The following is a 26,873-nucleotide window of genomic DNA, read 5'->3' on the forward strand; positions in this document are numbered from 1 at the left end:
GCTAGGCCACGGCTTCCAGATACAGGAGCCCGCGCCATGCCCGCCCTTTTTGCCTACACCGACGGCGCCTGTTCCGGAAATCCCGGACCGGGCGGCTGGGGCGCCCTCCTCATCGCGTGGGAGGGCGACCAGGTTCTCCGCGAGCGGGAGCTGTCGGGCGGCGAAGCCATGACCACCAACAACAGGATGGAGCTCCTGGCCGCGATCAACGCGCTCGAGGCGCTGGAACGTCCGTCCGTTCTCACGGTCGTGACCGACAGCGCCTATGTGAAGGGCGGGATCACCGAATGGCTCCGTGGGTGGAAGGCGCGCGGCTGGCGCACCTCCTCCAACGAGCCCGTCAAGAACGAGGATCTCTGGCGTCGGCTCGAGGAGGCCGCCGCCCGCCACAAGGTGACCTGGCGCTGGATCAAGGGCCACGCTGGCCACGCCGAGAACGAGCGTGCCGACGCCCTCGCCCGCGCTGGCATGGCGCCTTTCAAGACCAAGGTCCGGCAGGGCGCCAGCCGGCCCTGAGCCGCGCCGGGCGTGAACGCCGGGCCGCCGTCCACCTCAGCCCAGCAGGTGCCGCAACCCTGCCGCGGCCACGATGCCGATCAGCACCGTCGGCAGGAGCGACAGGCGCGTGGCCGCGACCAGCGTGATCGCCAGCGCGGCCAGGTCCGCCGGACGGTCCGACACGAAATGCGGGGCGATGACCGAGATCAGGACGCAACCCGGCGTCGCCTCGAGCACGGCGGCGGCACGCGGGCCCAGGGTGGCGTTGCGCAGCCACAGGTAACCGCCGATCCGCGTCAGATAGGTCGCCAGGGCCATCAGCACGATGGTCAGGAGGGTGGTGGGGTCGATCATCGGGATGCGTCCTCGGCCCAGAACCAGGCGGCCACCAGCCCGGACAGCGCACCGGCCGCGACATACCAGGCCCCCGGCACGAACAGATAGGTCGCCCCCGCGACGAGGAGGCTCACGAGCCACGGACGAGCGGCCCGGGCGCCCTTCCACATGCCCCGGAGCAGCACCAGGAACACCGCCGGAAAGGCCATGTCGAAGCCATAGACCGTCACGTCGCCCATCACGGGCCCGAGCCCGGCCCCCAGGGCGGTGAAGGCGACCCAGGTGGCATAAAGCCCCAGGGACGCGCCCATGTAATAGGGCAGGCTGAAGGACGCCCGCCTTTGCGCGTCCGCAAGGCCCAGGGCCCAGCTTTCGTCGCACATGAGGAACAGCGCGGGCAGGGTGCGGCGCCTGGGCAGATCCCGCAGATAGGGCGCCAGGACGGCCCCCATGAGCAGGTGGCGGCAGTTCACCAGGAGCGCGACCGCCACGATCAGCAGCACGTGGGGCGGCGAACTCCAGAGGCCCACGGCCGCGAACTCCGACCCTCCGCCGAAGTTCAGGCCGGTCATCAGGGGCACCTCGGCGAGGTGGAAGCCCTTCTGCGCCGCCTGCGCGCCCAGGAGAAGGGCGAAAGGCACGAAGCCCAGCATCACGGGAAGCGCATCGGCCAGGCCGCGGACCACCTCGCGCCGGCGCCGGACGAGGGCATCGGCCGGCGTGCAAGGATCCAGGGTGGTCATGCGGCTCTCCTTCCGGCCCGTCGGGGGAGGCGGCGCGCCCAGTTGCGATCAGGGTCCACCCCATCGGGCAGAGCGCCTCGCCTCAGGATCCGGCCGGTCCCATTCCGCCCAGCCCGAGCGATTACCGCATCCTGCGGGCCGCGCAACCGGCCAAGTGGCGACGCCCGTCGTCAGGTGCCGTGCCGGCCGTCACTTCACCGATTCCCGGAGCCCTCATCCGGCCCGTGCCGTCACGGCCCCGTCACATGTGGCTTGCAGAATGAGTCCACCACCACCCCGGAAGAACCGTGATGCGTCACCTCCTCGTCCTATGCCTCCTCCCGCTGCCTGCCTTTGCGCAGGATGGCAGCGCTGCCCTGTCCGGGCCGCCCGCCGCATGGCTCGGCCCCGAGCCGCACCTCGTGCTGATGGGCCAGTTGGCCGGCCACCCGGTGAACATACAGATCCTGGACCTGTCCGCCGCCCCGGACGTCGTCGCCTTTGAGGGCAAGCGCGAATATCTTCCCGGCGCGGCCGGCTGGCGGTTCGGCGATTTCGAGGTTTCGATCCAGGCCGTCATCGACGGGGTGGAAAAGAGCTTCGAGATCGAGGTGGAGAACGACGACTTCGCCCGGCAGCGTCCCCTGCCCGCGAGCTTCGCGCTCGGCCCCGAGAACTTCCCCCAGGGCGCCAAGGCCTTCCTGGAAGCCGCGGCCGAGTGGGAGACCGAGGCTGGTTCAGTCAACGAGGAGATCGGGGGCTGGAGCGGGACGCTGACGCTGTCCGAGGACAAGGGCACGCCGGACGCCGAAGGCCTGATGCCCGATGGCACGATCGGGGGCCACATGGTCGCCGAGAACGGGGCCGACCGCCTTGTCATGTCCTTCACGGTGCCGGTGGTCGAATATGAAAAGGACGACTGACGCGCTCCTGCCGCTGTTCCTCCTGGCGGCGCCCGTCATGGCGGAGCCGCTGGCCATCGCCGTCCCGGCCACGGCCGAAACGGAAGGAACTCGGGGCGACGCCGACGATCCCGCCATCTGGGTCGATCCCGGCGATCCGGCCGACAGCCTGATCCTTGGGACGGACAAGACGGCGGGGCTCTATGTCTACGGTCTGGACGGCGCGGTCCGGGATTTCCTGCCCGGCGGGCATCTCAACAACGTCGATGTCCGCCCCTTTCGGATCGGAGATCGGGAGGTCGGCCTGGCGGGCGCCACGCGGCGCGACGACGACACCCTGGTCTTCTACGTCATCGACGAGGGCGGGGTGCGCCCCGCCACGCCCTGGCAACATGCGGCCATCCCGCCGGGGATCGGGGCCGACGACATCTACGGCTTTGCCATGGGACAGGACTCGGGCGGCACCTACGCCATCGTCAACTTCAAATCCGGCCATGTCGTGCAATGGCGCATTCATGAAAGCCAGGGCACGCTCCGGCTCGAGCCCGCACGCACGCTGCGGGTGGGCAGCCAGCCCGAGGGGATGGTGGTCGACGACCGGGCCGGGCACCTCTACGTGGGCGAGGAGGACAAAGGCATCTGGCGCTTTCCACTCTCGCCCGCAGGCGGGACGGACGGCACCCGGATCGCCGCGATCCCATCGGACTGCCTGCCACGCGATGACGTGGAGGGCCTCGCGATCCTGGATGGGCCTGTCCGATACCTCGTGGCCTCGGCGCAGGGCGTGCATCGCGCGGCCCTGTTCCGGCTCGAGGGCGAGGCCGCGCCCGCCTGCGAGGCGATGGTCGAGATCGCTCCCGGCGCCGTGGATGGCGTGACCGAGACGGACGGCCTCGACGTGACCGCCAAACCCGTGGGACCCGACTTTCCGGGCGGCCTCCTCGTGATGATGGACGACCAGAACGCGGGCTTCACGACCAACTTCAAGCTGATCGCCTGGGATGCGATCCTGGCGCAGTTGCCGAACTAGGCCAGGCGGTCGCCGGGATTCCAGCCACGCAGCGCGTCGGCGGCGGCCAGAGCCCGCGCCCCGGCGCGCTGCACCTCCAGCACCTCTACGGCCCCCTCTCCGCAGGCCACGACCAGATCCCGGAGCACCTGCCCGGGTTCCCCCTGCCCGCCCGCCACGCGCGAACGGAGCAGCTTGATCCGCTCGCCCCCGGCCTCGGTCCAGGCGCCGGGAAAGGGGGCCAGGCCGCGGATCAGGCGGTCCACCTCGGCTGCGGGACGCGTCCAGTCGATCCGCGCCTCGCCCTTGTCGATCTTCCGGGCGTAGGTCACGCCTTCGTCCGGCTGAGACTGCGGCACCAGGTCCGCGATCCGCGCCAGAGCCTCGACCGCCAGCCGCGCGCCAAGCCCGCTCAGCCGGTCGTGCAGGTCCCCGGTCGTGTCCGTCGGGCCGATCGGAAGGGCCTCGCGCAGCAGCACCGGCCCGGTGTCGAGCCCCGCTTCCATCCGCATGATGCAGACGCCCGTCTCGGCGTCTCCGGCCATGATCGCGCGGTGGATCGGCGCCGCGCCCCGCCAGCGGGGCAGGAGCGAGGCATGGATGTTCAGGCAGCCCTGCCGGGGCGCGTCCAGCACCGCCTGCGGCAGGATCAGGCCATAGGCCACGACCACCGCGACGTCGACGTCGAGAGCCGCGAACTCCGCCTGCGCCTCGGGAGTCCGGAGCGAGGTCGGATAGCGCACGGGCAGGCCCCGCCGCTCGGCCTCGGCCTGCACGGGCGAGGGACGCGCCTTCTGCCCCCGGCCAGCGGGGCGGGGTGGCTGGCAGTAGACGCAGGCGATCTCGTGCCCGGCCAGGGTCAGCGCCCGCAGCGGCGCGACCGAGAAGTCGGGCGTGCCCATGAAGGCGATCCTCATCCCTTGCGGGCCTTGCGGATCAGCATGTCGCGCTTCACGCGGGACAGCCGGTCGAAGTACATCCGGCCGGCCAGATGGTCGATCTGATGCTGCACGCTGGTGGCCCAAAGGCCGACGAAGTCGCGGTCCTCGACCTCGCCCCGGTCGTTCAGGAACCGCACGGTGACGGCGCGGGGCCGCGAGACGACCGCCGATACCCCCGGCAGGTTCGGAGAGGCTTCCTCATGGTCGCGCAGTTGCACGCTGGCATGGAGCACCTCGGGATTGGCCATCCGGACGGCCTGGCCCCGCGCCTCCGAGGCGTCCACGACGGCCAGGGCCAGGGACACCCCGATCTGGGGCGCGGCCAGGCCGACCCCGGGCATGGCCTCCATGACCTCGATCATCTCGTTCCAAAGGACGCGAATCTCGTCGGTGACGACGGGCACCGGCTCGGCGGGCCGCCGCAGGATCGGGTGCGGCCAAGGGAGGACGGGACGTGTCATGCGGAGGGCTCCTCCCGGTCGGTGCAAAGGACGCCGTCCAGGTGATCGATCTCGTGCTGGATGCAGGTCGCCGCGACGCCGGAGAAGCGCCCGTCCCGCGCCTCCCCATCGAGGTTCTGCCAGCGCAGGGCGACCTCGGACGGCCGGGACACGCGCGAGGTGCGGCCTGGGATCGAGAGGCATCCCTCCTCGCGCGTCACGCGGTCCTCGGAGACCTCGAGGATCTCGGGATTGACGAAGACCTGCGGCTCGGGCGCGCCATCCTTCCAGGCCACGTCCATGACGAAGAGCCGGATCGGCAGCCCGATCTGCGGCGCGGCCAGCCCCCGGCCCGGCGCGTCGTACATCGTGGCCAGCATGTCGTCGGCCAGGTCGCGCAGGGACGCGTCGAAGGCCTCGACGGGCGCGCAGGACTGGCGAAGGACGGGGTCCGGGATCTGGACGATGGACCGGATCAAAGCCGCGCGGCCTCGTGGCCCTTCTGGGGATGCCCGTCACGGGCGAGGTCGCGCTTCAGCTTCTCCATCTTGCGGGTGATGACCCCGCGCTTGATGGGACCGAGATAGTCGATGAACAGCTTGCCGTTCAGGTGGTCGATCTCGTGCTGCACGCAGACCGCCCAAAGGCCCGCGAACCGCTCCTGCTGGTCGTGGCCGTCGAGGTCGGTCCATTTCACCTCGACCTCGCGCGGACGCACGACATCGGCGAAATGCTCGGGGATCGAAAGGCAGCCTTCCTCGTAGGGGGCGGTCTCCTCGGATCTCCAGAGGATCTCGGGGTTGACGAGAACCAGGGGACGCGGCGGCTCCTGGTCGTCCTTGACGCAATCCATGACGATCAGGCGGCTCAGCACGCCCACCTGCGGGGCGGCCAGGCCGATGCCCGGGGCGTCGTACATCGTGTCCAGCATGTCCTTGGCCAGGCGCCGGACGGCCTCGTCGATGACGGCCACGGGCTTGGCCACCGTCTTGAGACGCGGATCGGGATGCAGAAGGATGGGACGGATGCTCATGGAGCGGATTTAGGCGAGACGGCGCAATCGCGCAACCGCCTGCCCTTGCGGCGCGCCGTTCCGGCTGGCACCCCTTGGCGCGCAGACGGGAGACCCTCCATGACCTTCGACGACCCCATCGACCGGCGCGGCACCCATTGCGTGAAGTGGGACATGATGGAACCGCTCTACGGCGTCTCGCCCCAGGATGGCCTGGCCATGTGGGTCGCGGACATGGACTTCCGCCCGCCCGCCTGCATCCAGCGCGAGCTGGCGGCCATGCTGGACCACGGAATCTACGGTTATTTCGGCGACGACCGGCCCTACATCGCCGCCATCCGGTGGTGGATGCAGACGCGGCACGGCTGGGATCCGGCGCCCGAGGCCATCCACACGACCCACGGCCTCGTGAACGGAGTGGGGCTGGCCGTCGAGGCCTGGACCGCGCCGGGCGATGCCGTGGTGCTGTTCACGCCGGTCTACCATGCCTTCGCGCGGGTCATCCGGTCGGCCGGGCGGGAGGTGACCGAATGTCCGCTCGTCGTCCGGGACGGGCGCTATGCCATGGACTTCGACGGCTACGATGCCCTGCTCACCGGGCGCGAGCGGATGGTCATCCTCTGCTCGCCTCACAACCCCGGCGGCCGCGTCTGGACGCCTGACGAACTGGAGCAGGTGGCCGACTTCGCCCGTCGTCACGACCTCGTCCTCGTGTCCGACGAGATCCACTGCGACCTCGTGATGCCGGGCCAGCGGCACACGCCCATGGCCCTGATCCCGGGGATCGAGGACCGTCTGGTGATGATGACGGCCACCACCAAGACCTTCAACATCGCCGGGGCGCATATCGGCAACGTCATCGTGCCCGACGCCAGCCTGCGTGCGCCCTTTGCCCAGAAGGTCGCGGCGCTCGGCATCTCGCCCAACTCCTTCGGGATGCGGATGGCGACGGCCGCCTATTCCCCCGAAGGAGCGGACTGGGTGGACGCGCTCTGCGCCTATCTGGACGGCAACCGCAGGCTCTTCGACGACGGGGTGAACGCCATCCCGGGCGTCCGATCCATGCCGCTCGAGGCCACCTACCTCGCCTGGGTGGACTTCCGCGGCCTCGGGATGCCGCCCGAGGAGATCACCCGACGCATCGCGCAGGAGGCGCGCATCGCCGTCAACGCCGGGCCGAGCTTCGGAACCGGAGGCGAAGGGTTCGCGCGGGTCAACATCGCCGCCCCCCGCGCCGTGGTGGCCGAGGCGGTGGCCCGGCTCCAGCGCGCCTTCGCGGACGTGCAGTAAAGGGATGCACGGGCTCCTCGCCACCGTCCTGGCCATCGGGCTGGCGCTCTGGCACCTCGTTGCGCCCCAGCCCCCGGCCCCGCTCAGGGGCGAGGTGGACCGCATCCTGGTGGACAAGTCCGCCCGGACGCTTTCGCTGATCCAGGACGGGCGGACCGTCCGCCTCTACCCGATCGGGCTGGGCTTCGCGCCCGACGGCGACAAGCAGCGGCAGGGGGACGGGCGGACGCCCGAGGGCATCTTCCGCATCGACCGACGGAACGACCGGAGCCGCTTTCACCTGTCGCTCGGCCTCGACTACCCGCAGGCCGACGATATCGAACGGGCGGCCCGGGGCGGCTACTCCCCGGGTGGCGACATCTTCATCCACGGCCAGCCCCCCGGTATCCAAGGGCGCCGGCGCCTGGCCGGCGACTGGACCGATGGATGCATCGCCGTCACCAACGCCAACATCGAGGAAATCTGGCGCGTGACCCCGGCGGGCACCGAGGTCGAGATCGTTCCCTAGAACGCGTTGGGGATCAGTGCGGCAGGGGCCGTCTCGGTGCGCTCGAAGTCGGCGGGGGGCGCATCGATGACCGGCATCTGGATCTTGAACTCGTAGACCCGCTCGCCGCTCCCCTCCTCGGGGAGGGCGACGATCAGGCAGGACGACAGGTGCCGGGGTCCGTCGTACAGGTCCACGTAGCCCCGCAAGGGCGGGGCGTCCGAGGCGGCAAGGGCGAAGCCCCCCTCCCACATCCGAAGGACGCGGTGCACCTTGCCCTGGTCGTGGATGCACAAACGGTTGGAACGCTTCATGGCGGCCGCGCGGGCGGCTTCCAGGCCAAGGCGAACAGCTTCCGGCAGGTCTTCGGTCATGGAGTCGGGGCCTCCTCCCCTCAAGCGAAGAATGAAGGAAGCCCGGCTGAAATCAAGTGATTGGATGGACTAGCCCGGCCAGACAGCGGGCCGGGTCGCGCGGGCCACGGTCCCGCCGGGCCGCTAGTCCGAGACGCTGGCCGACCGGGCCCGCGGGCGCAGGACATGCGGGCGCGCAGGGTCGTAAAGCGCGCTGTCCGGAAAGTCCGCCGATTCGCCCAGCGCGGGCCCCACGAGGATTAGCGCCGTGCGGGTCACCTTGGCCTCGCGCACCTTGGCGTGGATGTCGGCAAGCGTCCCGCGCAGGATCATCTGGTCCGGCCAGCCCACGCGCACGCAGATCGCCACCGGGCAGTCCTCCCCGTAGAAGGGGCCGAGGCGGCGCACGATGTCCCGCAGCGCCCGGACCCCCAGATGGATCGCCAGGGTCGCGCCCGAGGCCGCGAAGGCTTCCAGCGTCTCGCCCGGCGGCATCGCGGTGCTTTGCATCGACATGCGGGTCAGGACGATGCTTTGTGCGATGCTGGGCACGGTCAGTTCCTGCCCCAGCGCGGCGGCGGCGGCGGCATAGGCCGGCACCCCCGGCGTGATGTCGTAGGGAATTCCGTCCGTCCTCAGCCGCCGGATCTGCTCGGCGATGGCGCCATAAAGGGACGGGTCCCCGGAATGCACCCGCGCCACATCCTGGCCCCTGGCATGGGCCTCCAGAATCAGGGCGTGCGTCTCGTCCAGCGTCAGCGGCGCGGTGTCGAGCACGAGCGCCCCCTCCGGCGCCCCCGCGACCACCGCCTCGGGCACGAGGCTCCCGGCATAAAGGCAGACCGGGCAGGAGGCGATCAGCCGCTGCGCCTTGAGCGTCAGCAGCTCGGGGTCGCCCGGGCCCGCGCCGATGAAATGGACCGTCATGCCGTCACCACCTTCCTGGCATAGCCGCGCGGCGTGTAGAGACGCGGCCCCTCGCCCCGCTGCACGATCCGGCTCTGGGACGAGCCGATGAGGACCACCGTCAGCATGTCCACCTCGTCCACCTGAAGGTCCGCGAGGCGGCGGTAGGTGATCCGCTCCTCCGGCCGTCCCAAGTTCGAGGCGAGCAGCACCGGCGTATCCGCCGGCCGGTGCTTCAGCAGGATCTCCCGCGCTTCGGCCAGCAGCGTCCGGCGCGTCCGCGAGACGGGGTTGTAGAGCGCCATCACGAAGTCCCCCTCGGCCGCTGCGCGCAGCCGCCGGAGGATGTCCTCGCGCGGGGTGAGGAGGTCTGACAGCGACACCGCGCAGAAGTCGTGGCCCAGGGGCGCCCCGGCCCGCGCCGCCGCCGCCTGCAGCGCCGAGATGCCGGGCGTGACCACCACCTCGGCCCGCCGCGCCGCATCGCTCACGCCATTCTCGCGCCGGTCGAGGAGTTCGAACACCAGCGCCGCCATCGCATAGATGCCGGCATCGCCCGAGCAGACAAGCGCCACGTTCCGCCCCTCGCCCGCGCGCTCGAGCGCGTAGCGGCATCGATCCTCCTCGCCGCCAAGGGGGAAGTCGGCGCGCGGCTTGCCCGCCGCCAGTGGCCCGAGAAGGTCGATGTAAAGCCCGTAGCCCACCAGCTCCTCGGCCTCGGCGACGAGCCGCGAGGCTTCGGGCGTCCGCCAGGCCGCCTGCCCCGGCCCGAGGCCCACGACCGACAGCCGCCCGCGTGGCCGCCCGGCCAGGGACGTGACCGGCGCCGGGGCCAGCGCGACGGCACAGGTGGCGTTGCGCGTCTTGCGCTTTGCCACGGTCAGGTGCCCGGCAGGTCCGGCCAGGGCCAGGGCCGCCCCTTCCGACACGCCATGGCAGCCTACCTCGGCAAAGACGGTGTCGGACGGCGTAGCGAGGCGGGGCGCCTCCGCCTCCAAGGCGGCGGACGTGAACAGCCGCAACGGCGCGTCCAGTTGCCGGACGAGGTCGAGGATTGCCAGTTCGTCGGCCTTGAGGTCCAGCGTCCCGATGGCGGCCACGGCCGACGGCGCGATCCCGGCCTCGTCCAGGGTCGCGCGCACGAGGTCGATCAACTCGCCGGGCGGGCAGCCGCGGGACGCGCCCACGCCCAGCACCGCCCGCTGCGGCGCAAAGTGCAGGTCCGCCCCCGGCGCCGGCGCAAGGGAGCAGTCGATCCTCACGCCATCCCCCCTCGGCAGGGGATCGAGCCAGGCGGCCTCCTCGGAGGCGTCGCCCCCGATCCGCGCGCCGGCCCCGGACAGGAGCGCCGCCATCGCCGCTCCGGCCTTCTCGGGCTCCGCGAGGCGCCATCCGTCCGGCGGGTCGTCGAGCGCGAGCCCCAGCGCCGCATCGCCCGCCGTGGTCACGGCGGCGGCGATGCCCAGGCCTTCGGCGATCTGCCGGGCCAGACGGTTGGCGCCCCGATGCCCGCCAAGCAGAGGCACCACGGCGCTCCCGTCCTCGGCCACGGCCACCAGGGGCGGCTCCGCCCGTTTGTCGGACAGGAGCGGCGCCACGGCGCGGATCAGGATCCCGGCCGCGCAGACGCCCACCACCGGCACCCCGGCGGCAAAGAGCGTGCGCACATGCTCCAGTGTGTCGTCGAAGCTCACCTCGGCCTCGGGCACGCGCCCGGCACGTCCATGGAGGGGAACGCCCAGCAGTCCGGCCACGCGGGCCGCCACCGGAGACGGGGTCAGGGCGAGGACCGCCGGAGTCAGAGCCATGGATCGGAGTCCTTCGACACAAGGAGGAGCGAGAAGTAAGGGGCGTCGGCCGGGGCCTCGGCCAGGGGGACGACCACCTCGCCGTCCAGGGTGGCACGGGCGACGAAGACCGCGCGCCCGGTGAGCCCGAGGGCCTCGACCAATGCGCGGACCCGGGGGAAGTGGCGGCCGAGCTTGAGCACGGCCACGGTCTCGTGCGCCCCGAATCCCGCCGCGAGGGCGTCGTCCGGGAGCGTCGCGGGCAAGACCGCGATCCGGCCGTTCCGCGCGCCCAAGGGGAGGCGGGCCAGCGCGGCGGCGGCGGCCATCGAGGTGACGCCCGGGACCACCTCGGTCGCGAAGCGCGGGGCGAGGCGGGCCTGCAGGTACATGAAGGAGCCGTAGAACATCGGGTCGCCTTCGCACAGGCAGACCACGTCGCGCCCGGCTTCCAGATGGGTGGCGATGCGCGCGGCGCCAGCGTCATAGGCTCGTTGCGCCGGCTCGCGGGCGGGGGTCATGGGAATGTCGATGGCGATCTCCTCGGCCCCGCCATGGATATGGGCCGCGGCGATGGACCGCGCGAAGGAGGGCGCGCCAGCCAGGGTCGGATAGGCCAGCACCTCGGCGTCCTCGATGAGCCGGGCCGCGCGAAGCGTCAGGAGGTCCGGGGCCCCCGGCCCCACGCCGACGCCCACGAGCCGCCCGCCGCCCTGCCCCGCGGTCCTGCGGTCGTCCTCGGTTCCAGGCTGCGTCATGACTTGAGAAGGCTCCATTGCATCACTTCCATCGCCGGGCGCCAGCCGGTCAGCCGCCCGACCGGCTCGGCCCGCTGCACCGAGATGCGGGCGAGGTCCCCGCCATGCTGGCGGTGAAGGGCCAGCATCACGGCCTCGGCCTCCAGCGTCACCGCGTTCGCGACCAGCCGGCCCCAGGGCCGGAGCGCCGCCCAGGCCGTCTCGAAGGCGGCTGCGCTGAGGCCGCCGCCCAGGAACACCGCATCCGGGGCCGGCAGGCCCGACAGCGCCGCAGGAGCCTCGCCTGCGACGATCTCCAGGTCGGGAACCCCCAGCGCCAGCGCATTGGCGGCTGCCATGGCCCGACGTTCCGCCCGAGGCTCGATGCCGATGGCGCGTGCCCCCCGGGCCGCGCGCATCCATTCGATGGCAATCGATCCCGCGCCCAGGCCCACATCCCAGAGCAATGCGTCCGGCACCGGCGCCAGCCGGGCCAGCGTCACGGCCCGCACCTCGCGCTTGGTCATGGTCCCATCGGTGGCGAAGGCGTCGTCGGGCAGTCCCATGCGGGGCAGCACCCGCGCGCCCGGCCCGGCCACGCAGTCCACGGCCAGCGTGGTCAGGGGCGGCACATCCTCGACCCAGGCCGCGGCCGTGGCCTCGAGCCGCGTCTCGTCCGGCCCGCCCATGTGCGACAGCGCCGAGATCCGGCTCGCCCCATAGCCCCGGGCCACGAGAAGCGCCGCGATGTCGCGCCCCGACCCCGGGCCGTGCCCCAGCACCAGGAGCCGGGCGCCGGGCACGAGATGGGGCAGGATGCGCTCGACCGGGCGGCCATGGATGGTCAGGCACTCGACCGCGTCCATGGGCCAGCCCATCCGCGCCGCCGCAAGCTGGAAGGCCGAAGGATGCGGATGGACCCGCGCCTCGCCGGGGAAGGCCGCGACGATCTTTTCCCCGCCCGAGAACCAGAGCGGGTCGCCGGTCACGAGCACGACCACGCGCCGCCCCCGAAGATTGCGGAGCCTGTCCAGCAGGGCGTCCCAGGGCGACGGCCAGGGGATGCGCTCCCCTCCGGCCTCCGGGGTGAGCCGGTGGTGGCGGGCGCCGCCGATCAGCACCTCGGCCTCGATCACGAGGGCGCGCGCGGCGGGGGACAGGCCCGCCGTCCCCTCCTCGCCCAAGCCCACGACATGGAGCCAAGGCGTCACCGAGGCTCGCCCCCGAGGGCGTTCACGGCCGCCGCCGCCATGGCCGATCCGCCGCGCCGCCCCTTGAGCGCCACGAAAGGCACGCCGCGCGGGTCGGCCGCGATTTCGGCCTTGCTTTCGGCGGCGCCGACAAAGCCCACCGGGAACGCCAGGATGAGCGCCGGCTTGGGCCAGCCCGCGTCCAGGCGGTCGAGCAGATGGAACAGCGCCGTCGGGGCGTTGCCGATGGCGATGACCGCGCCCTCGATGCGCCCTTCCCACAGCTCCACCGCCGCCGCGGACCGCGTCGTGCCAAGACGCCGCGCGAGTTCCGGGACGCCCGCCGCGTTGAGCGTGACCAGCACCTCGTTGCTGGCGGGCAACCGGGCGCGCGTGATCCCCGCGGCCACCATCTCGCAGTCGCAGATGACCGGGGCGCCTGCGGCCAGGGCCTCGCGCCCGGCCGTGCCCGCGTCCGGCGAGAAGGCGAGCCGGTCCGCGATCTCCACCATGCCGCAGGCGTGGATCACGCGGGTGACAAGCGGCCTCAGGCTTTCGGGAAACCGATCCAGCCGCGCCTCCCGCTCCACCGTGGCGAAGCTTTCGGCATAGATCGCCGCGGGGTCCTTGAGATAGGGGCGCATGAGCAAGCCTTGTCGGGAGCGATGGCGCCCCCGAGCAGGTGTTCCGGGGTGCGCGGGTCGGGCGGTCTAGCGCTTCTTCAGCGTGGCCAGCGCGCTGAGCGGCCCCAGCGGGTGATCCTCGTGCGGGTAGCGCGCGTGGTGGTGATCGTGGTCATGCCCATGCGAGTGGCCGTGCGCATGGGAATGCCCGTGCCCATGGGAATGCCCCTGCGCGGGCCCATGGTCGTGCGAATGCCCCTGGGCCGGGCCATGCCAGTGCATCTGGCCGTCGCCGTGGTCATGGAAATGACCGCCCCCGGCATGCGACACATGGCCGAACGGCTCGACCGCGGCGACCTTGAGCCGGCACAGGCCGGTGCAGAAGTCGTCGCAGAGCGTGCAGTCCGCCACGTTGGAGCCGGGCGCCGAGGCACCCTGCCCTTCGACGTGGTGGTGGTGGCTTTCCTGCGGGCTGCCGACCTCGGCCTCGAAGCCCAGGACCTGCGTGCGGTATTTGCACATCTGGCAGTTGGGCGGCGGCACGCCGTCGATCTGCTCGGTCGCGCGTTCCGCGAAGGTCCGCAGCACGTCCGGGTGCAGCCCCAGGTAATCGGCCTTGATCCATTCGATGCCGGGATGCGCGGCAGCGACGCGATCGGTGAAGCCGTAGATGCGGTCCACCAGCACGCCCGAGAACAGGAAATAGGGGAACACCACGACCCGCCGGTAGCCCAGGCGCGCGACATGCGTCAGGCAGGGCTCCACGAGCGGGAAGGTGACGCCGGAATAGCCGACCTCGCACCAGCCGAGGCCCAGTCCCTCCCAGAGCATCCGGGCGACCTTGGACACGTTGGCGTTGGCGTCCGGGTCCGACGCCCCACGCCCGATCACCACGAGGCAGGTCTCGTGCAGCGGCACGGGACCGCGCTCCGCATCGGCGCGGGCCAGCGCCTCGCGCACGCGGGCGGCGGCGGCGGCGATCATCTTGGGGTCCACGCCCAGCTCGCGCCCATAGGCCACGGGCAGGCCCGACTTGGCCGACCAGGTCGAGAGCACGGTCGGGATGTCGTTCTTGGCGTGCATCGCCGCAAACAGCATCCCCGGAACGGCCAGGATGCGCGTGGCGCCCTTGGCCCTCAGCGCCTCGAGCCCGTCACGCAGGACGGGATTGGCGAATTCCAGGTAGCCATGCTCGACCAGCCAGTCCGGCGGCAGATGGGCGGGCAGCGCGGCAGCAAGCTCCGCGAACTCGGCCACGGCGCCCGCATCGCGCGAGCCGTGGCCGCAGAGAAGGACGCCGATGCGATCGGGGCTCACGCGCCGGCCTCGTCGTCCTCCGCGCGCTTCAGCTTGGTGGCCTTGGGGCTGGGCGCGCGCAGTTCGGTCCAGATCAGCCAGGCCGACCCCGCGATGGCCGCGAGCAACGCCCAAGCGGCGATGTAGTGGCTGTGCCCGTCGACGTCCGACAGGTGGCCCGGATGCGCCAGCGCGGCGGAAGGCAGCAGAAGGGCGAGAAGAAGGAGGGTCTTGCGCATAAACAGGCTCCCGGGCCGGGTTGGGAGCGGGATGCCGGCCCCGGGGGCTGCCCCCCGTTCGACGATGCGCGCCGGGATCCCCGGTCTGGGTCGATCCCCCTCGCGCCACCTGTCCGGCCCCGCGGGGCTTCGTCCAGGCTCCCTCCTATCCTGCGCTGGCGCAGACGCAAAGGGGGAAGCGGCATCCTGCGCCCAACTGCGACATCCGCGACCGTGCTGTGCGCGGCTGCTGACCTTGCTGCGCCTTTTCCCGGCCCATGGACCGGCTAGGTCGGATCAGGAACCAGGCAGGGGAACGCGCGATGGGCCAGCTCGAGAACGGCAGATGGGTCGAGGCCCCGGTGGCCCGGGTCAAGGACGGCGCCTTCGACCGGCCCGACTCCGTCCTGCGCAACTGGGTGACGGCGGACGGAGCCCCGGGCCCGACCGGCGACGGCGGCTTCGCGGCCGAGTCCGGGCGCTACCACCTGTATGTCAGCTACGCCTGCCCCTGGGCGCATCGCACCCTGATCGTGCGGGCGCTGAAGGGGCTCGAGGAGCACATCGGCGTTTCGGTGGTCCACCCGGACATGCTCCGGGACGGCTGGACCTTTTCCACCGACTTTCCGGGCGCGACAGGGGACCGGCTTCACGGCCTGCCGTTCCTGCGCGACATCTACACCAGGAGCGATCCCACCGTGACCACCAAGGTCACCGTCCCCATACTCTGGGACGCAGGGCAGGGGCGGATCGTGTCGAACGAGTCCTCCGAGATCATCCGGATGCTGACCTCGGCCTGGGACGGGATCACGGGCAACACGCTGGACCTTTGGCCCGCCGACCTGCGCGACGCCATAGAGCCGGTGAACGCCCGGATCTACGACACCCTGAACAACGGCGTCTACAAGGCGGGCTTCTCGGAGTCGCAGGCCGCCTACGAGGCCGCCGTCCTGCCCCTCTTCGAGACGCTCGACTGGCTCGAGGAGCGGCTGTCGGGGCAACGCTACCTCATGGGCGGCCGGCTGACCGAGGCCGACATCCGCCTGTTCACCACGCTGATCCGCTTCGACACGGTCTACCACGGGCACTTCAAGTGCAACCGGCGCAAGCTGATCGAGTATCCCAACCTTTGGGCCTACACGCGCGACCTTCACCAGACCCCCGGCGTGGCGCCGACCGTGCACCTCGACCACATCGCGCGGCATTACCATTACAGCCATGACCGCATAAATCCGTTCCGGATCGTGCCGATCGGGCCGATCCTCGACCTCGACGCCCCCCATGGGCGCGAGGCGCTGGGCGGTCCCACCCCGGCCTGAGGATCGGCCTCCGGCCCCCCCTGGGCCGCAGGCCCCGGCCCGCGCGGGCGCCTTGCGGATAGGGAGGCCCTTGCCGGGCCGCGCGGAATCCGGTTCAACGCGCCCTTGTACCATTCAGGGGCATCATGGCGAGCTGGATCACCATCTGCGACACCTGCAAGCGCGAGGGCTGGCCCGGCCCGGCGGAGGGCGCGGCCCCGCCCGGAGCCAGCCTGGCCGAACTGGTCGAGACGGCGGCCGAAGGGACGGCGCTTCGCACCCGGCGCACGGCCTGCCTGATGGGATGCGACCACGGCTGCAACGTCGCCGTGCAGGCGAAGGGCAAGCTCAGCTACACCCTGGGCCGCTTCGAGCCCACGGCCGAGGCGGCGGAGGCCATCGTCGCCTGGGCCCGGCTCCACGCCGAGAGCGCCTCGGGGCAGGTGCCCTACAAGCTCTGGCCCCAAGGGGTGAAGGGGCACTTCGTGACCCGCCACCCGCCGCTTCCGGAGGAGGCATGACCGGCCGGGACCACGGCGGCGGCGTCGATGCCGCGCGGGCGATCCACGGCGGCCGGCGGGAGGACTGGCTGGACCTGTCCACCGGCATCAACCCGGTGCCTTACCCGCTTCCGCCGATCCCGCCCCATGCCTGGACCGCCCTGCCCGACCGTGCGGCGCAAGCCGGGCTCCTGGCGGCGGCCCGCAGTTTCTGGGACATCCCGGACGACGCCGAAGTAATCGCCGCCCCTGGCCTCTCGGCGATCATCGCGCGCATCGCGCCGGCGCTCGGGGCCAGGTCGGTCCATGTCCCGGGGCCGACCTACAACGAATACGCCGCGAGCTTCGCCCAGGCGGGGGTGCCCCTCACGGATGCGGGGTCCGCCCCAGGGGTCTTCGTCCATCCCAACAACCCGGACGGGAGGCTCTGGACCGCCGAGGCCATGGGGACCCGTCCCTTCGCCGTCATCGACGAAAGCTTTTGCGACACCTTGCCGGACCACAGCCATGTCGCCCGCGCCGCCCGCCCTGACACCCTCGTCCTCAAGAGCTTCGGCAAGTTCTGGGGCTTGGCCGGGGTGCGCCTGGGCTTTGCGATCCTGCGGCCCGGGCCGGTCGCGGCGGCGCTGCGCGACGCCCTCGGTCCTTGGGCCGTCTCGGGCCCAGCGCTCGCCATCGGCACGGCGGCGCTGTCCGATCGGGACTGGGCCGTGACGACCCGCGAACGTCTGACCACGGACGCACGACGGCTGGACGAGCTGATGCAGGGACGCGGAGCACGAGTCGTGGGCGGGACGACGCTCTTCCGTCTCTACGAGGTCGATGACGCGCAGGCCTGGCACGACCGCCTGGCCCGGGGACGGGTCCTCAGCCGCATCTTCCCCTACTCCGCCACCTGGCTCCGGCTGGGCCTTCCGGCTCCGGACCGCTGGAGCCAGCTCGAGGCGGCCCTGGCGTGACGCTCGTCCTGGCCCTCCTGCTCGACGCCCTCCTGGGCGAGCCGCGCGCGCTCTGGAGCCGCTGGCCGCATCCGGCCGTCCTCATGGGGCGGGCGGTCGCCTGGGCCGAGCGGACCTTCAACCAAGGCAACCATCGCCGGCTCAGGGGCCTGCTGTCGCTGCTGCTGCTTGTCGCGGGGGCGCTGGCGCTGGGGCTGGCGCTCCGTGCCCTGGCCGGCGGCCTGGCCGAGGTGATCGTCGCCGCCATCCTCCTGGCCCAGCGGTCGCTGGCCGACCATGTCCAGGCGGTGGCGCGCGGGCTGCGGCTGTCCCTGGCCGAGGGGCGCCGCGCCGTGGCCATGATCGTGGGGCGCGACACGGCGACGCTGGATCAGCCGGCCGTCGCCCGCGCCGCGATCGAGTCCGCCGCCGAGAACTTCTCGGACGGCGTGGTGGCACCGGCCTTCTGGTTCGCGGTGGGGGGCCTGCCAGGGATCCTCGTCTACAAGCTCGTCAACACCGCCGACAGCATGATCGGCCACCGAACCCCCCGCTACGAGCAGTTCGGCTGGGCCGCCGCACGCCTGGACGACCTGCTGAACCTGATCCCGGCCCGCCTGTCGGCGCTGCTGATCTGGATCACGCGGCCCCGCGGCACATGGCGAAGCCTGATCCGCGACGCGCGGCTGCACCGCTCTCCCAACGCCGGCTGGCCCGAGGCCGCCATGGCGCAGGTCCTCGACGTGGCGCTGTCCGGCCCCCGCTCCTACCACGGGGAGGCCAGGGACTTTCCCTGGGTTCATCCGCGCGGCCGCAAGGTCATCGGCCCCGAGGAGATCGGGGCTGCGGTGCGGGTTCTCTGGCAGGCCTGGGCCGTCCTTCTGGCGCTGGCCGTCCTCCTCGCGCTCTAGGCCGCGGCCTGCATCTCCTGCGCGGCCTCGGCCATGATGCGGAGCGAGGTCAGCCGCGCCTCCAAGTCGTAGATCATGCCGGCCAGGATGATCTCGTCGGGCTTGTAGCGGGCCGCCACCTCGGACAGCCTCCGCCGCACCGTCGAGGGGCTCCCCACCGCCGACATGGACAGCGCCTGCTCCACGCCGGCCATCGCGCCAGCCGGCACCTCGTCGAGCGGACCCGGAGGGGGCAGCTTGCCCGCCTTGCCGGTCCGCATCCGCACGAAGGACAGGACTTGGGACGACCGGAGCCGCTCGGCCTCGGCATCGGTGGCGGCGGCGCAGGCGCCCATGGCGACCATGGCATAGGGCGCATCGAGCCATTGCGACGGGCGGAAGGTCGTCCGGTACGCTTCCAGCGCTTCCTCGAGGTAGGTGGGCGCGAAGTGGCTGGCAAAGGCATAGGGCAGCCCCAGATAGGCCGCGAGCTGCGCGCCGTAAAGCGAGGAGCCCAGGATCCAGATCGGCACCTCGGTCCCTGCGCCGGGCACCGCCTGCACGCGCGCGCCCTCGCCCTCCCGGGACAGGTAGCCCAGCAACTCCACCACATCGCGCGGGAAGCTGTCCTCGTCCTCGCCCGAGAGGTGGCGCCGCAGGGCACGGGCGGTCAGCATGTCGGTCCCGGGCGCACGGCCGAGCCCCAGGTCGATCCGTCCCGGGAACAGGCTGGCCAGCGTGCCGAACTGCTCGGCCACGACGAGGGGGGAGTGATTGGGCAGCATGATCCCGCCGGCCCCGACGCGGATCGTCCGGGTGTTCGCCGCGACATGCTGGATCGCCAGCGGCGTCGCCGCCGAGGCCACGCCGGGCATGTTGTGATGCTCGGCCAGCCAGAAGCGGTGGAACCCCAGACGCTCGGCCTCCTGCGCGAGGGCCACGGATTCCTGGAAGGCGCGCGCGGCATCGCCGCCTTCCACGATGGGGCAAAGGTCGAGAACGGAAAGTTGCATGACGGGCCTTCCTCGCGCAGGGGACCCTAAAGGTGGCGCTCCTGTCGCGCATCCGCAACCCCGGGGCGCCGTGCCGTCACATCGGAGGGAGCCACCCCCCGGCGGCGTGCCCCGCCCCGACCACGCCCAGGGCGACCAGGGCGGACAGGAGCGACTTCTCCCGCACGATCCCATACCCCACGGCCGCCACCACGCCGACGGCCCCGACCACGAGCCGCCAGTTGTCCCCCGGCGGCAGGACCGCGACGGCGAGCCAGGCCGCGCCCAGCGCATTCAGCATGATCCACAACGGGCTCCAGCGGCCCAGGCTGACCTGGAACGGTTCCGGCAGCCAGATCTGCCCGAAGCCCCGCGCCGGCGACAGGAGGTCGGCCGCGAGGTGCACGGCCACGCCGAGGAACGCCCCCGCCGCCCCCGCCGGGCCAAGCCCCGGCAGCAGCCAGAGCACCAGGAACGGCAGCAGGACCGAATGGGTCAGGATCGAGCGGTGGTGCAGGAGCCGGAGCGCCAGCAGGTCGATGTCCGGCGCGGCCACGAAGACGGCGGCCGACCCGGCCAGGATGATCCCCTGGCCGGGCGCCGAAAGTCCGAGGCGGCCCAGAAGGTCGAACGCCTCGGGGTTCACTCGGCCGCGCGGGCCATCGGGTTGTTCGGGTGCGTGGTCCAGTTGGCGTAGTCGCCGACCACGACCCCCGTCCGCGGGTCCATGGTCCCCTTCGGCAGCTCGACCATGCTGATGCAGTTCTGCACGGGGCAGACGTCCACGCACAGGTTGCAGGCCACGCATTCCTCGTCCTTCACGGTGAAGACCCGGCCCGGGTTCATCGCGATGGCCTGGTGGCTCGTGTCCTCGCAGGCGGCGTAGCAGCGGCCGCACTTGATGCAGAGGTCCTGGTCGATCCGCGCCTTGGTGACGTAGTTGAGATTCAGGTACTGCCAGTCGGTGACGTTGGGCACCGCGCGCCCGACCAGTTGGTCCACGCTCGTGAAGCCTTTCTGGTCCATGTAGGCGGACAGGCCGGTGATCATCTCCTGCACGATCCTGAAGCCGTAGGTCATGGCCGCCGTGCAGACCTGCACGGAGCCCGCGCCCAGCGCCATGAACTCGGCCGCGTCGCGCCAGGTGGTGACCCCGCCGATGCCGCTGATGGGCAGCCCCCGCGTCTCGGGCGACCGCGCGATCTCGGCCACCATGTTGAGAGCGATGGGCTTCACCGCCGGGCCGCAGTAGCCGCCATGCGTGCCCTTGCCGTCGATCTTGGGCTCGGGCGCAAAGTCGTCGAGGTCGACGCTGGTGATCGAGTTGATGGTGTTGATGAGGCTGACCGCATCCGCCCCGCCCCGCTTCGCCGCCTCGGCGGGCTTGCGGATGTCGCTGATGTTCGGCGTCAGCTTCACGATGCAGGGCATGCGCGAGTGCGTCTTGACCCAGCGCGTGACCATCTCGATGTATTCGGGCACCTGCCCCACCGCCGAGCCCATGCCGCGTTCGGCCATGCCATGCGGGCAGCCGAAGTTGAGCTCCACCCCGTCGGCGCCGGTGTCCTCGATGCGGGCAAGGATCGCTTTCCACGAGTCCTCGTCGCAGGGCACCATGAGCGAGATGATCAGCGCCCGGTCCGGGTAGTCGCGCTTGACCGACTTGATCTCGCGCAGGTTCACCTCGAGCGGGCGGTCGGTGATGAGCTCGATGTTGTTGATGCCCATCACGCGGCGGTCGGCGCCGTAGATCACGCCGTAGCGCGGGCCGTTCACGTTGACGACCGGCGGCCCCTCCGAGCCCAGCGTCTTCCAGACGACGCCGCCCCAGCCCGCCTCGAAGGCGCGGCGCACGTTGTATTCCTTGTCGGTGGGCGGCGCGGAGGCCAGCCAGAACGGGTTCGGCGAACGGATGCCGATGAAGTTGGTCGCGAGATTGGCCATCGTTCAGTTCCTTCCCATCAGCGCCGCATGGATCGCCTCGGCCGCGTCGCGACCCTGCGCCGCGGCCGTCACCGTCAGGTCCTCGCCCCCTGGGGCGCAGTCGCCGCCCACCCAGACGCCCGCGGGCAGGCTGGTCGGGTCGATCTTGCCGCCCATCGCCGACGCGCCGTCCGGCAGGGCGCCGAGGGTCTGGCCAATGGCCTTGAACACCTGGTCCGCCTCCAGCCGGAAGCCGTTCCCGGTGACCCGCAGCCCCTCGGGCGTGGTCTCGGTATAGGCGAACTGCACCTCGTGGACGGCGCCGTTGCCCTTGATCTCGACGGGTGCGGCCTCGTGGACGATGCGGACGCCCACATGCTTGGCGTGGTCCTGCTCGTAGCCCGAGGCGCTCATCTGCGACTGGTCGCGGCGGTAGACGATGGTGACGTTCTCGGCGCCCAAAGCCTTGGACTGCACGGCGGCATCGATGGCGGTCATGCCGCCGCCGATCACCACGACGCTCCGCCCGATCGGAATCGCGCCCTTGTCCCCGGCCTGGCGCAGTCCAGCGATGAACTCCACCGCGTCGCGGACCTCGGCCTTGTCCTCGCCGGGCGCGCGCAGGGCGTTCACCCCCTGGAGCCCGACCCCCAGGAAGACCGCGTCGAAGTCCTGCCGGAGCTGATCCAGCGTCATGTCGCGGCCCAGCTCCACGCCCATCCGCAGCTCGATCCCGCCGATCCAAAGGAGCCAGTCCACCTCGGCCTGCGCGAAGTCGTGGGGCACCTTGTAGGCCGCGATGCCATATTCATTGAGGCCGCCGGGCTTGGGCCGCTTGTCGAAGACCACGACGTCATGCCCGTGCATAGCCAGCCGGTGCGCGCAGGACAGGCCCGCCGGGCCCGCCCCCACGACGGCGATCCGACGCCCGGTCGAGGGCGCACGCGTGTAGGGATGCGCGTTGGTGGCCATCCCGGCGTCCGTGGCAAAGCGCTGGAGCCGCCCGATCTCGACCGGCTTGCCTTCGGCGACCTCCCGGACGCAGGAGCCCTCGCACAGCTGCTCGGTCGGGCAGACGCGCGCGCAGGCCCCCCCGAAGATGTTGGAGTCCCAGATCGTCCTGGCCGCGACCTCCGGGTTGCCGGCCAGGATTTGGCGGATGAACAGCGGGATGTCGATCGCCGTCGGGCAGGCCGTCACGCAGGGCGCGTCATAGCAGAAGTAGCAGCGGTCGGCGGCCACCCGTGCCTCGTGGGGGTCGAACGGCAGTTGCGCGTCCGAGAAGTTGGCGGCGATCTGCCCGCCATCGAGACGGTGCGGAACGACGCCGGGCGTCTGCGGGCTGGTCATCTGGGGCTCCCCGTTGAGCTATGTTTTCAGGGAGCCTGCCACAGGGCCAAAATTTTACCAAACGGAAAAAATCAGCCGGGTTCCCCCTTCGCGAAGTGGTGAGCGATACTGCCCGCGTAATAGGCGAAGAGATCCGCCTCCTCGGGGCGCCGGGCCACGCCGGCCAGGCCCCGCAGAATCACGTCCCGCTCGGCCAGAAGCTCCAGCGCATCCTCGACGATCCGGTCGGGCGCCCGGCCCGGAAGTTCGATGCCGCGCCGGGCCAGCCAGGCGAGATCGTCGCGGATGCCCGCCTCCAGGGCCTCGGGGGTCCGGAAGGCGCCGTCCAGCAGATGGCGCGCCACCAGGGGAACGGGAAGGACCGGGATCGCCCCGGTGACCCGCTCCATCAGTTCGGCCGCCAGGCTCTCGGTCGGGTGGTCCGCGCAGGTTTCCAGGAAGGCCCCGAGCGACAAAGGCGGCCCCAGCAGCACCTTGGCCGTGCCGAAGCCATGGAACCGCAGGGTCACGCGGCGCCAGAGATGCACGGCCAGGCCGCCCAGCACCTGGCGGAGGGGCGGACGGAACCGGCGCACCCCGGTCACGTGGGCGCGGATCAGGAACCTGTCCTCCAGCACGCGATCGTAGTTGATGCCCACCGGCACGAAGATCACGTCGCGCGTCCGGTCCGGCGCGCCTTCCACGATGTAGCTGAGAAGGCCCAGGCGCGGCTCTCCGGGCCGGCCGTCGATGCTGAGCCGCCCTTCCGGGAAGATCGCCTGGGTCACCCCTCCCGCCGTCGCCATCTGCACATAGCGCGCGAGCACCCGCCGATAGAGCGCGCCCCGGTCCCGCCGCCGGATGAAGTAGGCCCCCATCATCCGGATCATCGAGGACAGCGGCCAGACCCTCGCCCACTCGCCCACGGCGTAGGACAGCGCGCCCGCCCCGGACACGAGCCAGGTCACGAGCACGTAGTCCATGTTGGACCGGTGATTCATGACGAAGACCACCGCCGCGTCCGGCGGCAGGCGGTCCAGGGCCGCCAGGTCGATCTCGGACAGGCGGATGCGGTAAAGCGACCGGCTCAGCCACCGGGCCAGCCGCGCGCCCCACCCGAAATAGATGGTCGCGGAGAACGCCGGCACGATTTCCCGGGCGAACTCGCGGGCCCGTTCGAAGGCCACGCTTTCGGGGATGCCCCGGGAATGGGCCTCGTCGGCGACCGCGCGGGTCACGGCGGGATCATAGATCAGCCGCTGGATCATGTCGTAGCGCCGCGCGAGCTTGAAGGGCTCGATCGGGCGCTTGAGGCGGGTGTTGAGCCGCGCCACCACCCGTTCCATGCGGCGGCGGAAGAACCAGCGCACCGAAGGAAACAGGAAATGCGAAGCGAAGGTCACCCCCGCGAAGAGCAGGATCAGGATCAGGAGCCAGAGTGGAATGGCGACGGTCCGGGTCATGGCCGGACCCATGACAGGGAAGGCGCGGCGGGACAATCCCACCCGGAGGCGCCGCCGGGCCGCCGTTTCCGGATCGGCATATTTCGGCAAAATGCCGTGAGACCGGTGATTGCGCGATTGAATTGGCTTGGATAAGCACTAACAATCCTCCCTGCAAAGGGCGATGATTGTGTGTGTGCTGGCGGTTTCCGGAAACAACAAGGAAATCAGGAATGACGGATTACGAGAAGATGTCCCGCAAGGAGCTGATGCAGCTCCGCGCCAATATCGACAAGGCGATCGCCACTGTGGGCGATCGTGACAAGCGCAACGCCCTGAAGGCGGCCGAAGACGCGGCACGCGATCATGGGTTCACGCTGAACGACCTGATGCCGCTGATCGGTCAGGTGCGCGGCCGCCGCAAGGCGACCTCGTCCGGCGAAGGCGGCGAGCCGCGTTATCGCAACCCGGAAAACCCGGAGCAGACCTGGTCCGGTCGTGGCCGGCGCCCGCGCTGGGTCCACGAGGCCGAGGCGGCCGGACGTCCGCTTGAGGATCTGCTGGCAAGCTGACCTTAAGGAAGGACAAAAGCTGAGGAGCGCCTACCGACTGAGGCGCTCCACCAGTTCGTCATACGTATAGGCCTTGGCGACATCGCCGGCCTGCGACTTGTAGAAGTTCGGCGCGATCGGCAGGCAGCCGACTCCGCAGACCTGCTTGGTCACCATTCTCTCCCAATCGACGAACCACAGCCGCCCCCCTGGGGTCGCGATCCAGCCATCGATCTGCAGGCTCTGGTCGCTGAGCATGTCCACGTCCGAGGGAAGCTCATTGTAATAAGCAAAATCAAAGGCTCCATGGGTGTGATAGCTCGCGATCACGTCCATGCCCTGCGGCCAATCAAGCGGGCAGGAATCCATATTCCCGGGAGCGGGCTCCGTCGCGTCAAGTTGACCATCCGATCCAAATCCAACAAAGCCGCAGTATTCACGATGCTTGGCAAACGAGAGGGGCTGTAATCTTTCGAACAGGTTAATCATGAACTGCACCTCATCACGTGATTGCGCCAGGGCCGCCCCCGGCAGGAGGATGGCGGCGGCGACGCAGGCAACGAAACGGTGCATTCCAGCACTCCCTGACCATTCCCGCGAAACGTAGCACGATCGCAACGAGCCGGAAATGTCGCCCGCCTGCCTTGCCGCGCGGCAGGGGGACCGCTAGCGTCCGGGCCACGGGCCGCCTTGGAAGGCCCGCCCTGCGGCGACAGTCCCCTTGAACCCGATGACGACCCTGGAACTTGGGCAAAGGCCCGGGAGACCCGACATGGCGAACGACACCATTCTGATGACCGGCGCCGGAACAGGGATCGGCCTTGCCATGGCGCGCCTCTTCCTTGCCGAAGGCCATCGGGTGATCGGCATCGGCCGCAGGCCGGACGTGCTGGAGGCGGCCCGGGCCGCGGCGCCCGGGCTGGTGACGCGTCCCTGCGACATCACCCGACCCGGGGATCGCGTCGCGCTCGTCCACTGGCTCGGGACCGAGCACGCCGACCTTTCCATGCTGGTCAACAACGCGGGCATCCAGCGGGCGGCCGACTTCGCGAATGCGCCCCCCTCCGACGACGCCGTCACGGCCGAGATCGCCGTGAACCTTGCGGCGCCGATCCAGCTCACCGCGGCGCTCCTGCCCCTGCTCCGCCGCCAGCCCCGCGCGCGCGTGGTGAACGTGACATCCGGCCTCGCCTTCTGCCCGCTGGCCTCGGTCCCGGTCTACTGCGCGACCAAGGCCGCCCTGCATTCCTTCACGCTTTCGCTCCGGCACCAGCTCCGCGCCACTCCGGTCCGCGTGATCGAGATCGCCCCGCCGATCGTGGACACCGAACTGGACCAGGGCCGCCGCGGACCGGCCGACCGCCCAGGCATGACGGCCGAGGCCTTCGCCGAAGCCGCCCTCGCCGGATTGCGCGACGGGCAGGAGGAGATCGTGGTGGGATTCGCGCAGGGCCTGCGCACGCAGGGGGAGGCGATGTTCGGCCGCCTCAATCCTTCGGGCGTTTGACTTGCCTCCGGCGGCCGGGCGACAACCGGCGCAGCGACAGGGGGACAGCATGACCATCCATATCGGGGCCGAGCCGGGCGCGATCGCGGACACCGTCCTCCTGCCCGGCGATCCCCTGAGGGCGCAATGGGCGGCCGAGACCTTCCTGCAGGATGCGGTCTGCGTGAATCGCGTGCGGGGGATGCTGGGCTTCACCGGCACATGGCGGGGGCACCGGGTGACGATCCACGGGTCCGGCATGGGGATGCCCTCCCTGTCGATCTATGCGAACGAGCTGATCCGCGACTATGGCGCGCGGACGCTGATCCGCGTGGGCTCGGCGGGCGGCTTCCAGCCCCACACCCGGTTGCGCGACGTGGTGCTGGCGCAGGCGGCCTGCTCCGTCTCCACGCCGTCCTCGACCCTCCTGCGGGAGCTGAACGTCGCCCCCATCGCGGACTGGGGGCTGCTGGCCGCCGCGCACCGTGCGGCCGTGGCGCGGGGGACCCGCGTCCATGTGGGCAGCATCCACTCCTCGGACACCTTCTACACCGAACGGCCCGATCACACCGAGCAGTTGATCCGTCACGGCGTCCTGGCCGTGGAGATGGAAGCGGCGGAGTTGTACCTCGTGGCCGCCCGGCACGGCGCACGGGCTCTCGCGGTTCTCACCATCAGCGACCATGTCGTGACCCACGAGGCCCTGGGCGCCCCCGAGCGCGAGCGGAGCTTTGGCGACATGATCGAGATCGCCCTTCAGGCCGCCTTCGCCTGACG

At 71.1% G+C, this 26,873-nt stretch carries 32 protein-coding genes; 12 read left to right on the forward strand and 20 right to left on the reverse strand.

Annotated elements, in window-relative coordinates; genetic code table 11:
• Positions 1-36: 36 nt before the first annotated feature.
• Positions 37-516, forward strand: a complete 480-nt coding sequence (gene rnhA, locus J3P31_RS14205) for a ribonuclease HI (protein ID WP_210529137.1) — start codon at positions 37-39, stop codon at positions 514-516.
• A gap of 36 nt (positions 517-552) precedes the next feature.
• On the opposite strand, the gene J3P31_RS14210 is transcribed toward rnhA, so the two are convergent.
• Entirely contained in the window at positions 553-852 is a 300-nt protein-coding gene (locus tag J3P31_RS14210; protein ID WP_210529138.1) for an AzlD family protein, read from the reverse strand.
• A complete protein-coding gene (locus J3P31_RS14215; RefSeq protein ID WP_210529139.1) occupies positions 849-1,577 on the reverse strand; it encodes an AzlC family ABC transporter permease in 729 nt (242 codons plus the stop codon). Before J3P31_RS14215 ends, J3P31_RS14210 begins: the two co-directional genes overlap by 4 nt.
• Before the next feature lie 290 nt (positions 1,578-1,867).
• On the opposite strand from J3P31_RS14215, the gene J3P31_RS14220 reads away from it, so the two are divergent.
• Both J3P31_RS14220 and J3P31_RS14225 read left to right on the forward strand, forming a co-directional pair.
• Complete coding sequence (locus J3P31_RS14220; protein WP_210529140.1) at positions 1,868-2,479, forward strand: hypothetical protein; 612 nt, start codon at positions 1,868-1,870, stop codon at positions 2,477-2,479.
• The gene (locus J3P31_RS14225; protein WP_210529141.1) at positions 2,463-3,488 is read left to right on the forward strand and encodes a phytase; all 1,026 of its coding nucleotides are present in this window, start codon (positions 2,463-2,465) and stop codon (positions 3,486-3,488) included. The genes J3P31_RS14220 and J3P31_RS14225 overlap by 17 nt, the downstream gene beginning before the upstream one ends.
• Here the strand turns inward: J3P31_RS14225 and fmt are convergent.
• From fmt to def (J3P31_RS14245), 4 genes are read right to left on the reverse strand one after another with little or no spacing between them, the layout of a single operon-like run.
• Positions 3,485-4,384 (reverse strand): methionyl-tRNA formyltransferase, encoded by a 900-nt coding sequence (fmt, locus tag J3P31_RS14230; RefSeq protein ID WP_210529142.1) that lies wholly within the window; start codon positions 4,382-4,384, stop codon positions 3,485-3,487. The two genes, J3P31_RS14225 and fmt, sit on opposite strands and share 4 nt — an antisense overlap.
• Entirely contained in the window at positions 4,381-4,869 is a 489-nt protein-coding gene (gene def, locus J3P31_RS14235) for a peptide deformylase (RefSeq protein WP_210529143.1), read from the reverse strand. Before def (J3P31_RS14235) ends, fmt begins: the two co-directional genes overlap by 4 nt.
• The gene (gene def / locus J3P31_RS14240; protein ID WP_246849521.1) at positions 4,866-5,327 is read right to left on the reverse strand and encodes a peptide deformylase; all 462 of its coding nucleotides are present in this window, start codon (positions 5,325-5,327) and stop codon (positions 4,866-4,868) included. The genes def (J3P31_RS14235) and def (J3P31_RS14240) overlap by 4 nt, the downstream gene beginning before the upstream one ends.
• Complete coding sequence (gene def / locus J3P31_RS14245) at positions 5,324-5,881, reverse strand: peptide deformylase (RefSeq protein ID WP_210529144.1); 558 nt, start codon at positions 5,879-5,881, stop codon at positions 5,324-5,326. Before def (J3P31_RS14245) ends, def (J3P31_RS14240) begins: the two co-directional genes overlap by 4 nt.
• Positions 5,882-5,980: 99 nt before the next feature.
• On the opposite strand from def (J3P31_RS14245), the gene J3P31_RS14250 reads away from it, so the two are divergent.
• Together J3P31_RS14250 and J3P31_RS14255 are read left to right on the forward strand one after the other, a co-directional pair.
• On the forward strand, positions 5,981-7,150 hold the full coding sequence (locus J3P31_RS14250) for a MalY/PatB family protein (RefSeq protein WP_210529145.1): 1,170 nt from the start codon (positions 5,981-5,983) through the stop codon (positions 7,148-7,150).
• A 4-nt stretch (positions 7,151-7,154) separates the two neighbouring features.
• On the forward strand, positions 7,155-7,658 hold the full coding sequence (locus J3P31_RS14255; RefSeq protein WP_210529146.1) for a L,D-transpeptidase family protein: 504 nt from the start codon (positions 7,155-7,157) through the stop codon (positions 7,656-7,658).
• Here J3P31_RS14255 and J3P31_RS14260 read toward each other — a convergent pair.
• The 8 genes from J3P31_RS14260 to J3P31_RS14295 all read right to left on the reverse strand — a co-directional run bounded on the left by J3P31_RS14260 (position 7,655) and on the right by J3P31_RS14295 (position 14,768).
• Positions 7,655-8,011, reverse strand: coding sequence for a hypothetical protein (locus J3P31_RS14260; protein WP_210529147.1), 357 nt, complete (start codon positions 8,009-8,011; stop codon positions 7,655-7,657). The two genes, J3P31_RS14255 and J3P31_RS14260, sit on opposite strands and share 4 nt — an antisense overlap.
• 123 nt (positions 8,012-8,134) lie before the next feature.
• Complete coding sequence (cobM, locus tag J3P31_RS14265) at positions 8,135-8,917, reverse strand: precorrin-4 C(11)-methyltransferase (RefSeq protein ID WP_210529148.1); 783 nt, start codon at positions 8,915-8,917, stop codon at positions 8,135-8,137.
• The gene (gene cobJ / locus J3P31_RS14270; RefSeq protein ID WP_210529149.1) at positions 8,914-10,704 is read right to left on the reverse strand and encodes a precorrin-3B C(17)-methyltransferase; all 1,791 of its coding nucleotides are present in this window, start codon (positions 10,702-10,704) and stop codon (positions 8,914-8,916) included. The genes cobM and cobJ overlap by 4 nt, the downstream gene beginning before the upstream one ends.
• On the reverse strand, positions 10,695-11,441 hold the full coding sequence (gene cobI / locus J3P31_RS14275; protein WP_210529150.1) for a precorrin-2 C(20)-methyltransferase: 747 nt from the start codon (positions 11,439-11,441) through the stop codon (positions 10,695-10,697). The genes cobJ and cobI overlap by 10 nt, the downstream gene beginning before the upstream one ends.
• Positions 11,438-12,631, reverse strand: coding sequence for a precorrin-6y C5,15-methyltransferase (decarboxylating) subunit CbiE (gene cbiE / locus J3P31_RS14280; protein ID WP_210529151.1), 1,194 nt, complete (start codon positions 12,629-12,631; stop codon positions 11,438-11,440). The genes cobI and cbiE overlap by 4 nt, the downstream gene beginning before the upstream one ends.
• Positions 12,628-13,254 (reverse strand): precorrin-8X methylmutase, encoded by a 627-nt coding sequence (locus J3P31_RS14285; RefSeq protein WP_210529152.1) that lies wholly within the window; start codon positions 13,252-13,254, stop codon positions 12,628-12,630. Before J3P31_RS14285 ends, cbiE begins: the two co-directional genes overlap by 4 nt.
• Before the next feature lie 66 nt (positions 13,255-13,320).
• On the reverse strand, positions 13,321-14,550 hold the full coding sequence (locus J3P31_RS21765) for a sirohydrochlorin chelatase (RefSeq protein WP_210529153.1): 1,230 nt from the start codon (positions 14,548-14,550) through the stop codon (positions 13,321-13,323).
• Positions 14,547-14,768: a DUF6732 family protein gene (locus tag J3P31_RS14295; protein ID WP_210529154.1), complete on the reverse strand. Its 222-nt coding sequence runs from the start codon at positions 14,766-14,768 to the stop codon at positions 14,547-14,549. Before J3P31_RS14295 ends, J3P31_RS21765 begins: the two co-directional genes overlap by 4 nt.
• A 302-nt stretch (positions 14,769-15,070) precedes the next feature.
• Here J3P31_RS14295 and J3P31_RS14300 point away from each other — a divergent pair, with 302 nt between their 5' ends.
• From J3P31_RS14300 to cbiB, 4 genes are all read left to right on the forward strand, one after another.
• On the forward strand, positions 15,071-16,066 hold the full coding sequence (locus tag J3P31_RS14300) for a glutathione S-transferase family protein (protein ID WP_210529155.1): 996 nt from the start codon (positions 15,071-15,073) through the stop codon (positions 16,064-16,066).
• A 125-nt stretch (positions 16,067-16,191) separates the two neighbouring features.
• Entirely contained in the window at positions 16,192-16,566 is a 375-nt protein-coding gene (locus J3P31_RS14305; protein ID WP_210529156.1) for a DUF1636 family protein, read from the forward strand.
• Positions 16,563-17,504: an aminotransferase class I/II-fold pyridoxal phosphate-dependent enzyme gene (locus J3P31_RS14310; RefSeq protein WP_210529157.1), complete on the forward strand. Its 942-nt coding sequence runs from the start codon at positions 16,563-16,565 to the stop codon at positions 17,502-17,504. The genes J3P31_RS14305 and J3P31_RS14310 overlap by 4 nt, the downstream gene beginning before the upstream one ends.
• Positions 17,501-18,394, forward strand: coding sequence for an adenosylcobinamide-phosphate synthase CbiB (gene cbiB / locus J3P31_RS14315; RefSeq protein WP_210529158.1), 894 nt, complete (start codon positions 17,501-17,503; stop codon positions 18,392-18,394). The genes J3P31_RS14310 and cbiB overlap by 4 nt, the downstream gene beginning before the upstream one ends.
• On the opposite strand, the gene J3P31_RS14320 is transcribed toward cbiB, so the two are convergent.
• The 5 genes from J3P31_RS14320 to J3P31_RS14340 form a co-directional block, all read right to left on the reverse strand.
• On the reverse strand, positions 18,391-19,386 hold the full coding sequence (locus J3P31_RS14320; RefSeq protein WP_210529159.1) for an LLM class flavin-dependent oxidoreductase: 996 nt from the start codon (positions 19,384-19,386) through the stop codon (positions 18,391-18,393). The genes cbiB and J3P31_RS14320 overlap by 4 nt on opposite strands.
• Before the next feature lie 76 nt (positions 19,387-19,462).
• Positions 19,463-20,011: a hypothetical protein gene (locus tag J3P31_RS14325; protein WP_210529160.1), complete on the reverse strand. Its 549-nt coding sequence runs from the start codon at positions 20,009-20,011 to the stop codon at positions 19,463-19,465.
• A complete protein-coding gene (preA, locus tag J3P31_RS14330) occupies positions 20,008-21,309 on the reverse strand; it encodes an NAD-dependent dihydropyrimidine dehydrogenase subunit PreA (protein WP_210529161.1) in 1,302 nt (433 codons plus the stop codon). Before preA ends, J3P31_RS14325 begins: the two co-directional genes overlap by 4 nt.
• A 3-nt stretch (positions 21,310-21,312) precedes the next feature.
• Positions 21,313-22,638 carry an NAD(P)-dependent oxidoreductase gene (locus J3P31_RS14335; protein WP_210529162.1) on the reverse strand — a complete coding sequence of 442 codons (1,326 nt, stop codon included), beginning with the start codon at positions 22,636-22,638 and terminating at the stop codon, positions 21,313-21,315.
• Positions 22,639-22,709: 71 nt separating this feature from the next.
• Entirely contained in the window at positions 22,710-24,080 is a 1,371-nt protein-coding gene (locus J3P31_RS14340) for a 1-acyl-sn-glycerol-3-phosphate acyltransferase (protein ID WP_210529163.1), read from the reverse strand.
• 212 nt (positions 24,081-24,292) lie between these two features.
• On the opposite strand from J3P31_RS14340, the gene J3P31_RS14345 reads away from it, so the two are divergent.
• Complete coding sequence (locus J3P31_RS14345) at positions 24,293-24,631, forward strand: H-NS histone family protein (protein ID WP_210529164.1); 339 nt, start codon at positions 24,293-24,295, stop codon at positions 24,629-24,631.
• A gap of 30 nt (positions 24,632-24,661) precedes the next feature.
• Here the strand turns inward: J3P31_RS14345 and J3P31_RS14350 are convergent, their stop codons facing one another.
• Positions 24,662-25,183: a DUF4329 domain-containing protein gene (locus J3P31_RS14350; RefSeq protein ID WP_210529165.1), complete on the reverse strand. Its 522-nt coding sequence runs from the start codon at positions 25,181-25,183 to the stop codon at positions 24,662-24,664.
• A 199-nt stretch (positions 25,184-25,382) separates the two neighbouring features.
• Here J3P31_RS14350 and J3P31_RS14355 point away from each other — a divergent pair, with 199 nt between their 5' ends.
• Together J3P31_RS14355 and deoD are read left to right on the forward strand one after the other, a co-directional pair.
• Complete coding sequence (locus tag J3P31_RS14355) at positions 25,383-26,117, forward strand: SDR family oxidoreductase (protein ID WP_210529166.1); 735 nt, start codon at positions 25,383-25,385, stop codon at positions 26,115-26,117.
• Between the two features lie 49 nt (positions 26,118-26,166).
• Complete coding sequence (gene deoD / locus J3P31_RS14360) at positions 26,167-26,871, forward strand: purine-nucleoside phosphorylase (protein WP_210529167.1); 705 nt, start codon at positions 26,167-26,169, stop codon at positions 26,869-26,871.
• The last annotated feature ends 2 nt before the right edge of the window (positions 26,872-26,873 follow it).

The sequence above is a fragment of the Rubellimicrobium arenae genome, from assembly GCF_017916275.1.
GTDB classification, from domain to species: domain Bacteria; phylum Pseudomonadota; class Alphaproteobacteria; order Rhodobacterales; family Rhodobacteraceae; genus Rubellimicrobium; species Rubellimicrobium arenae.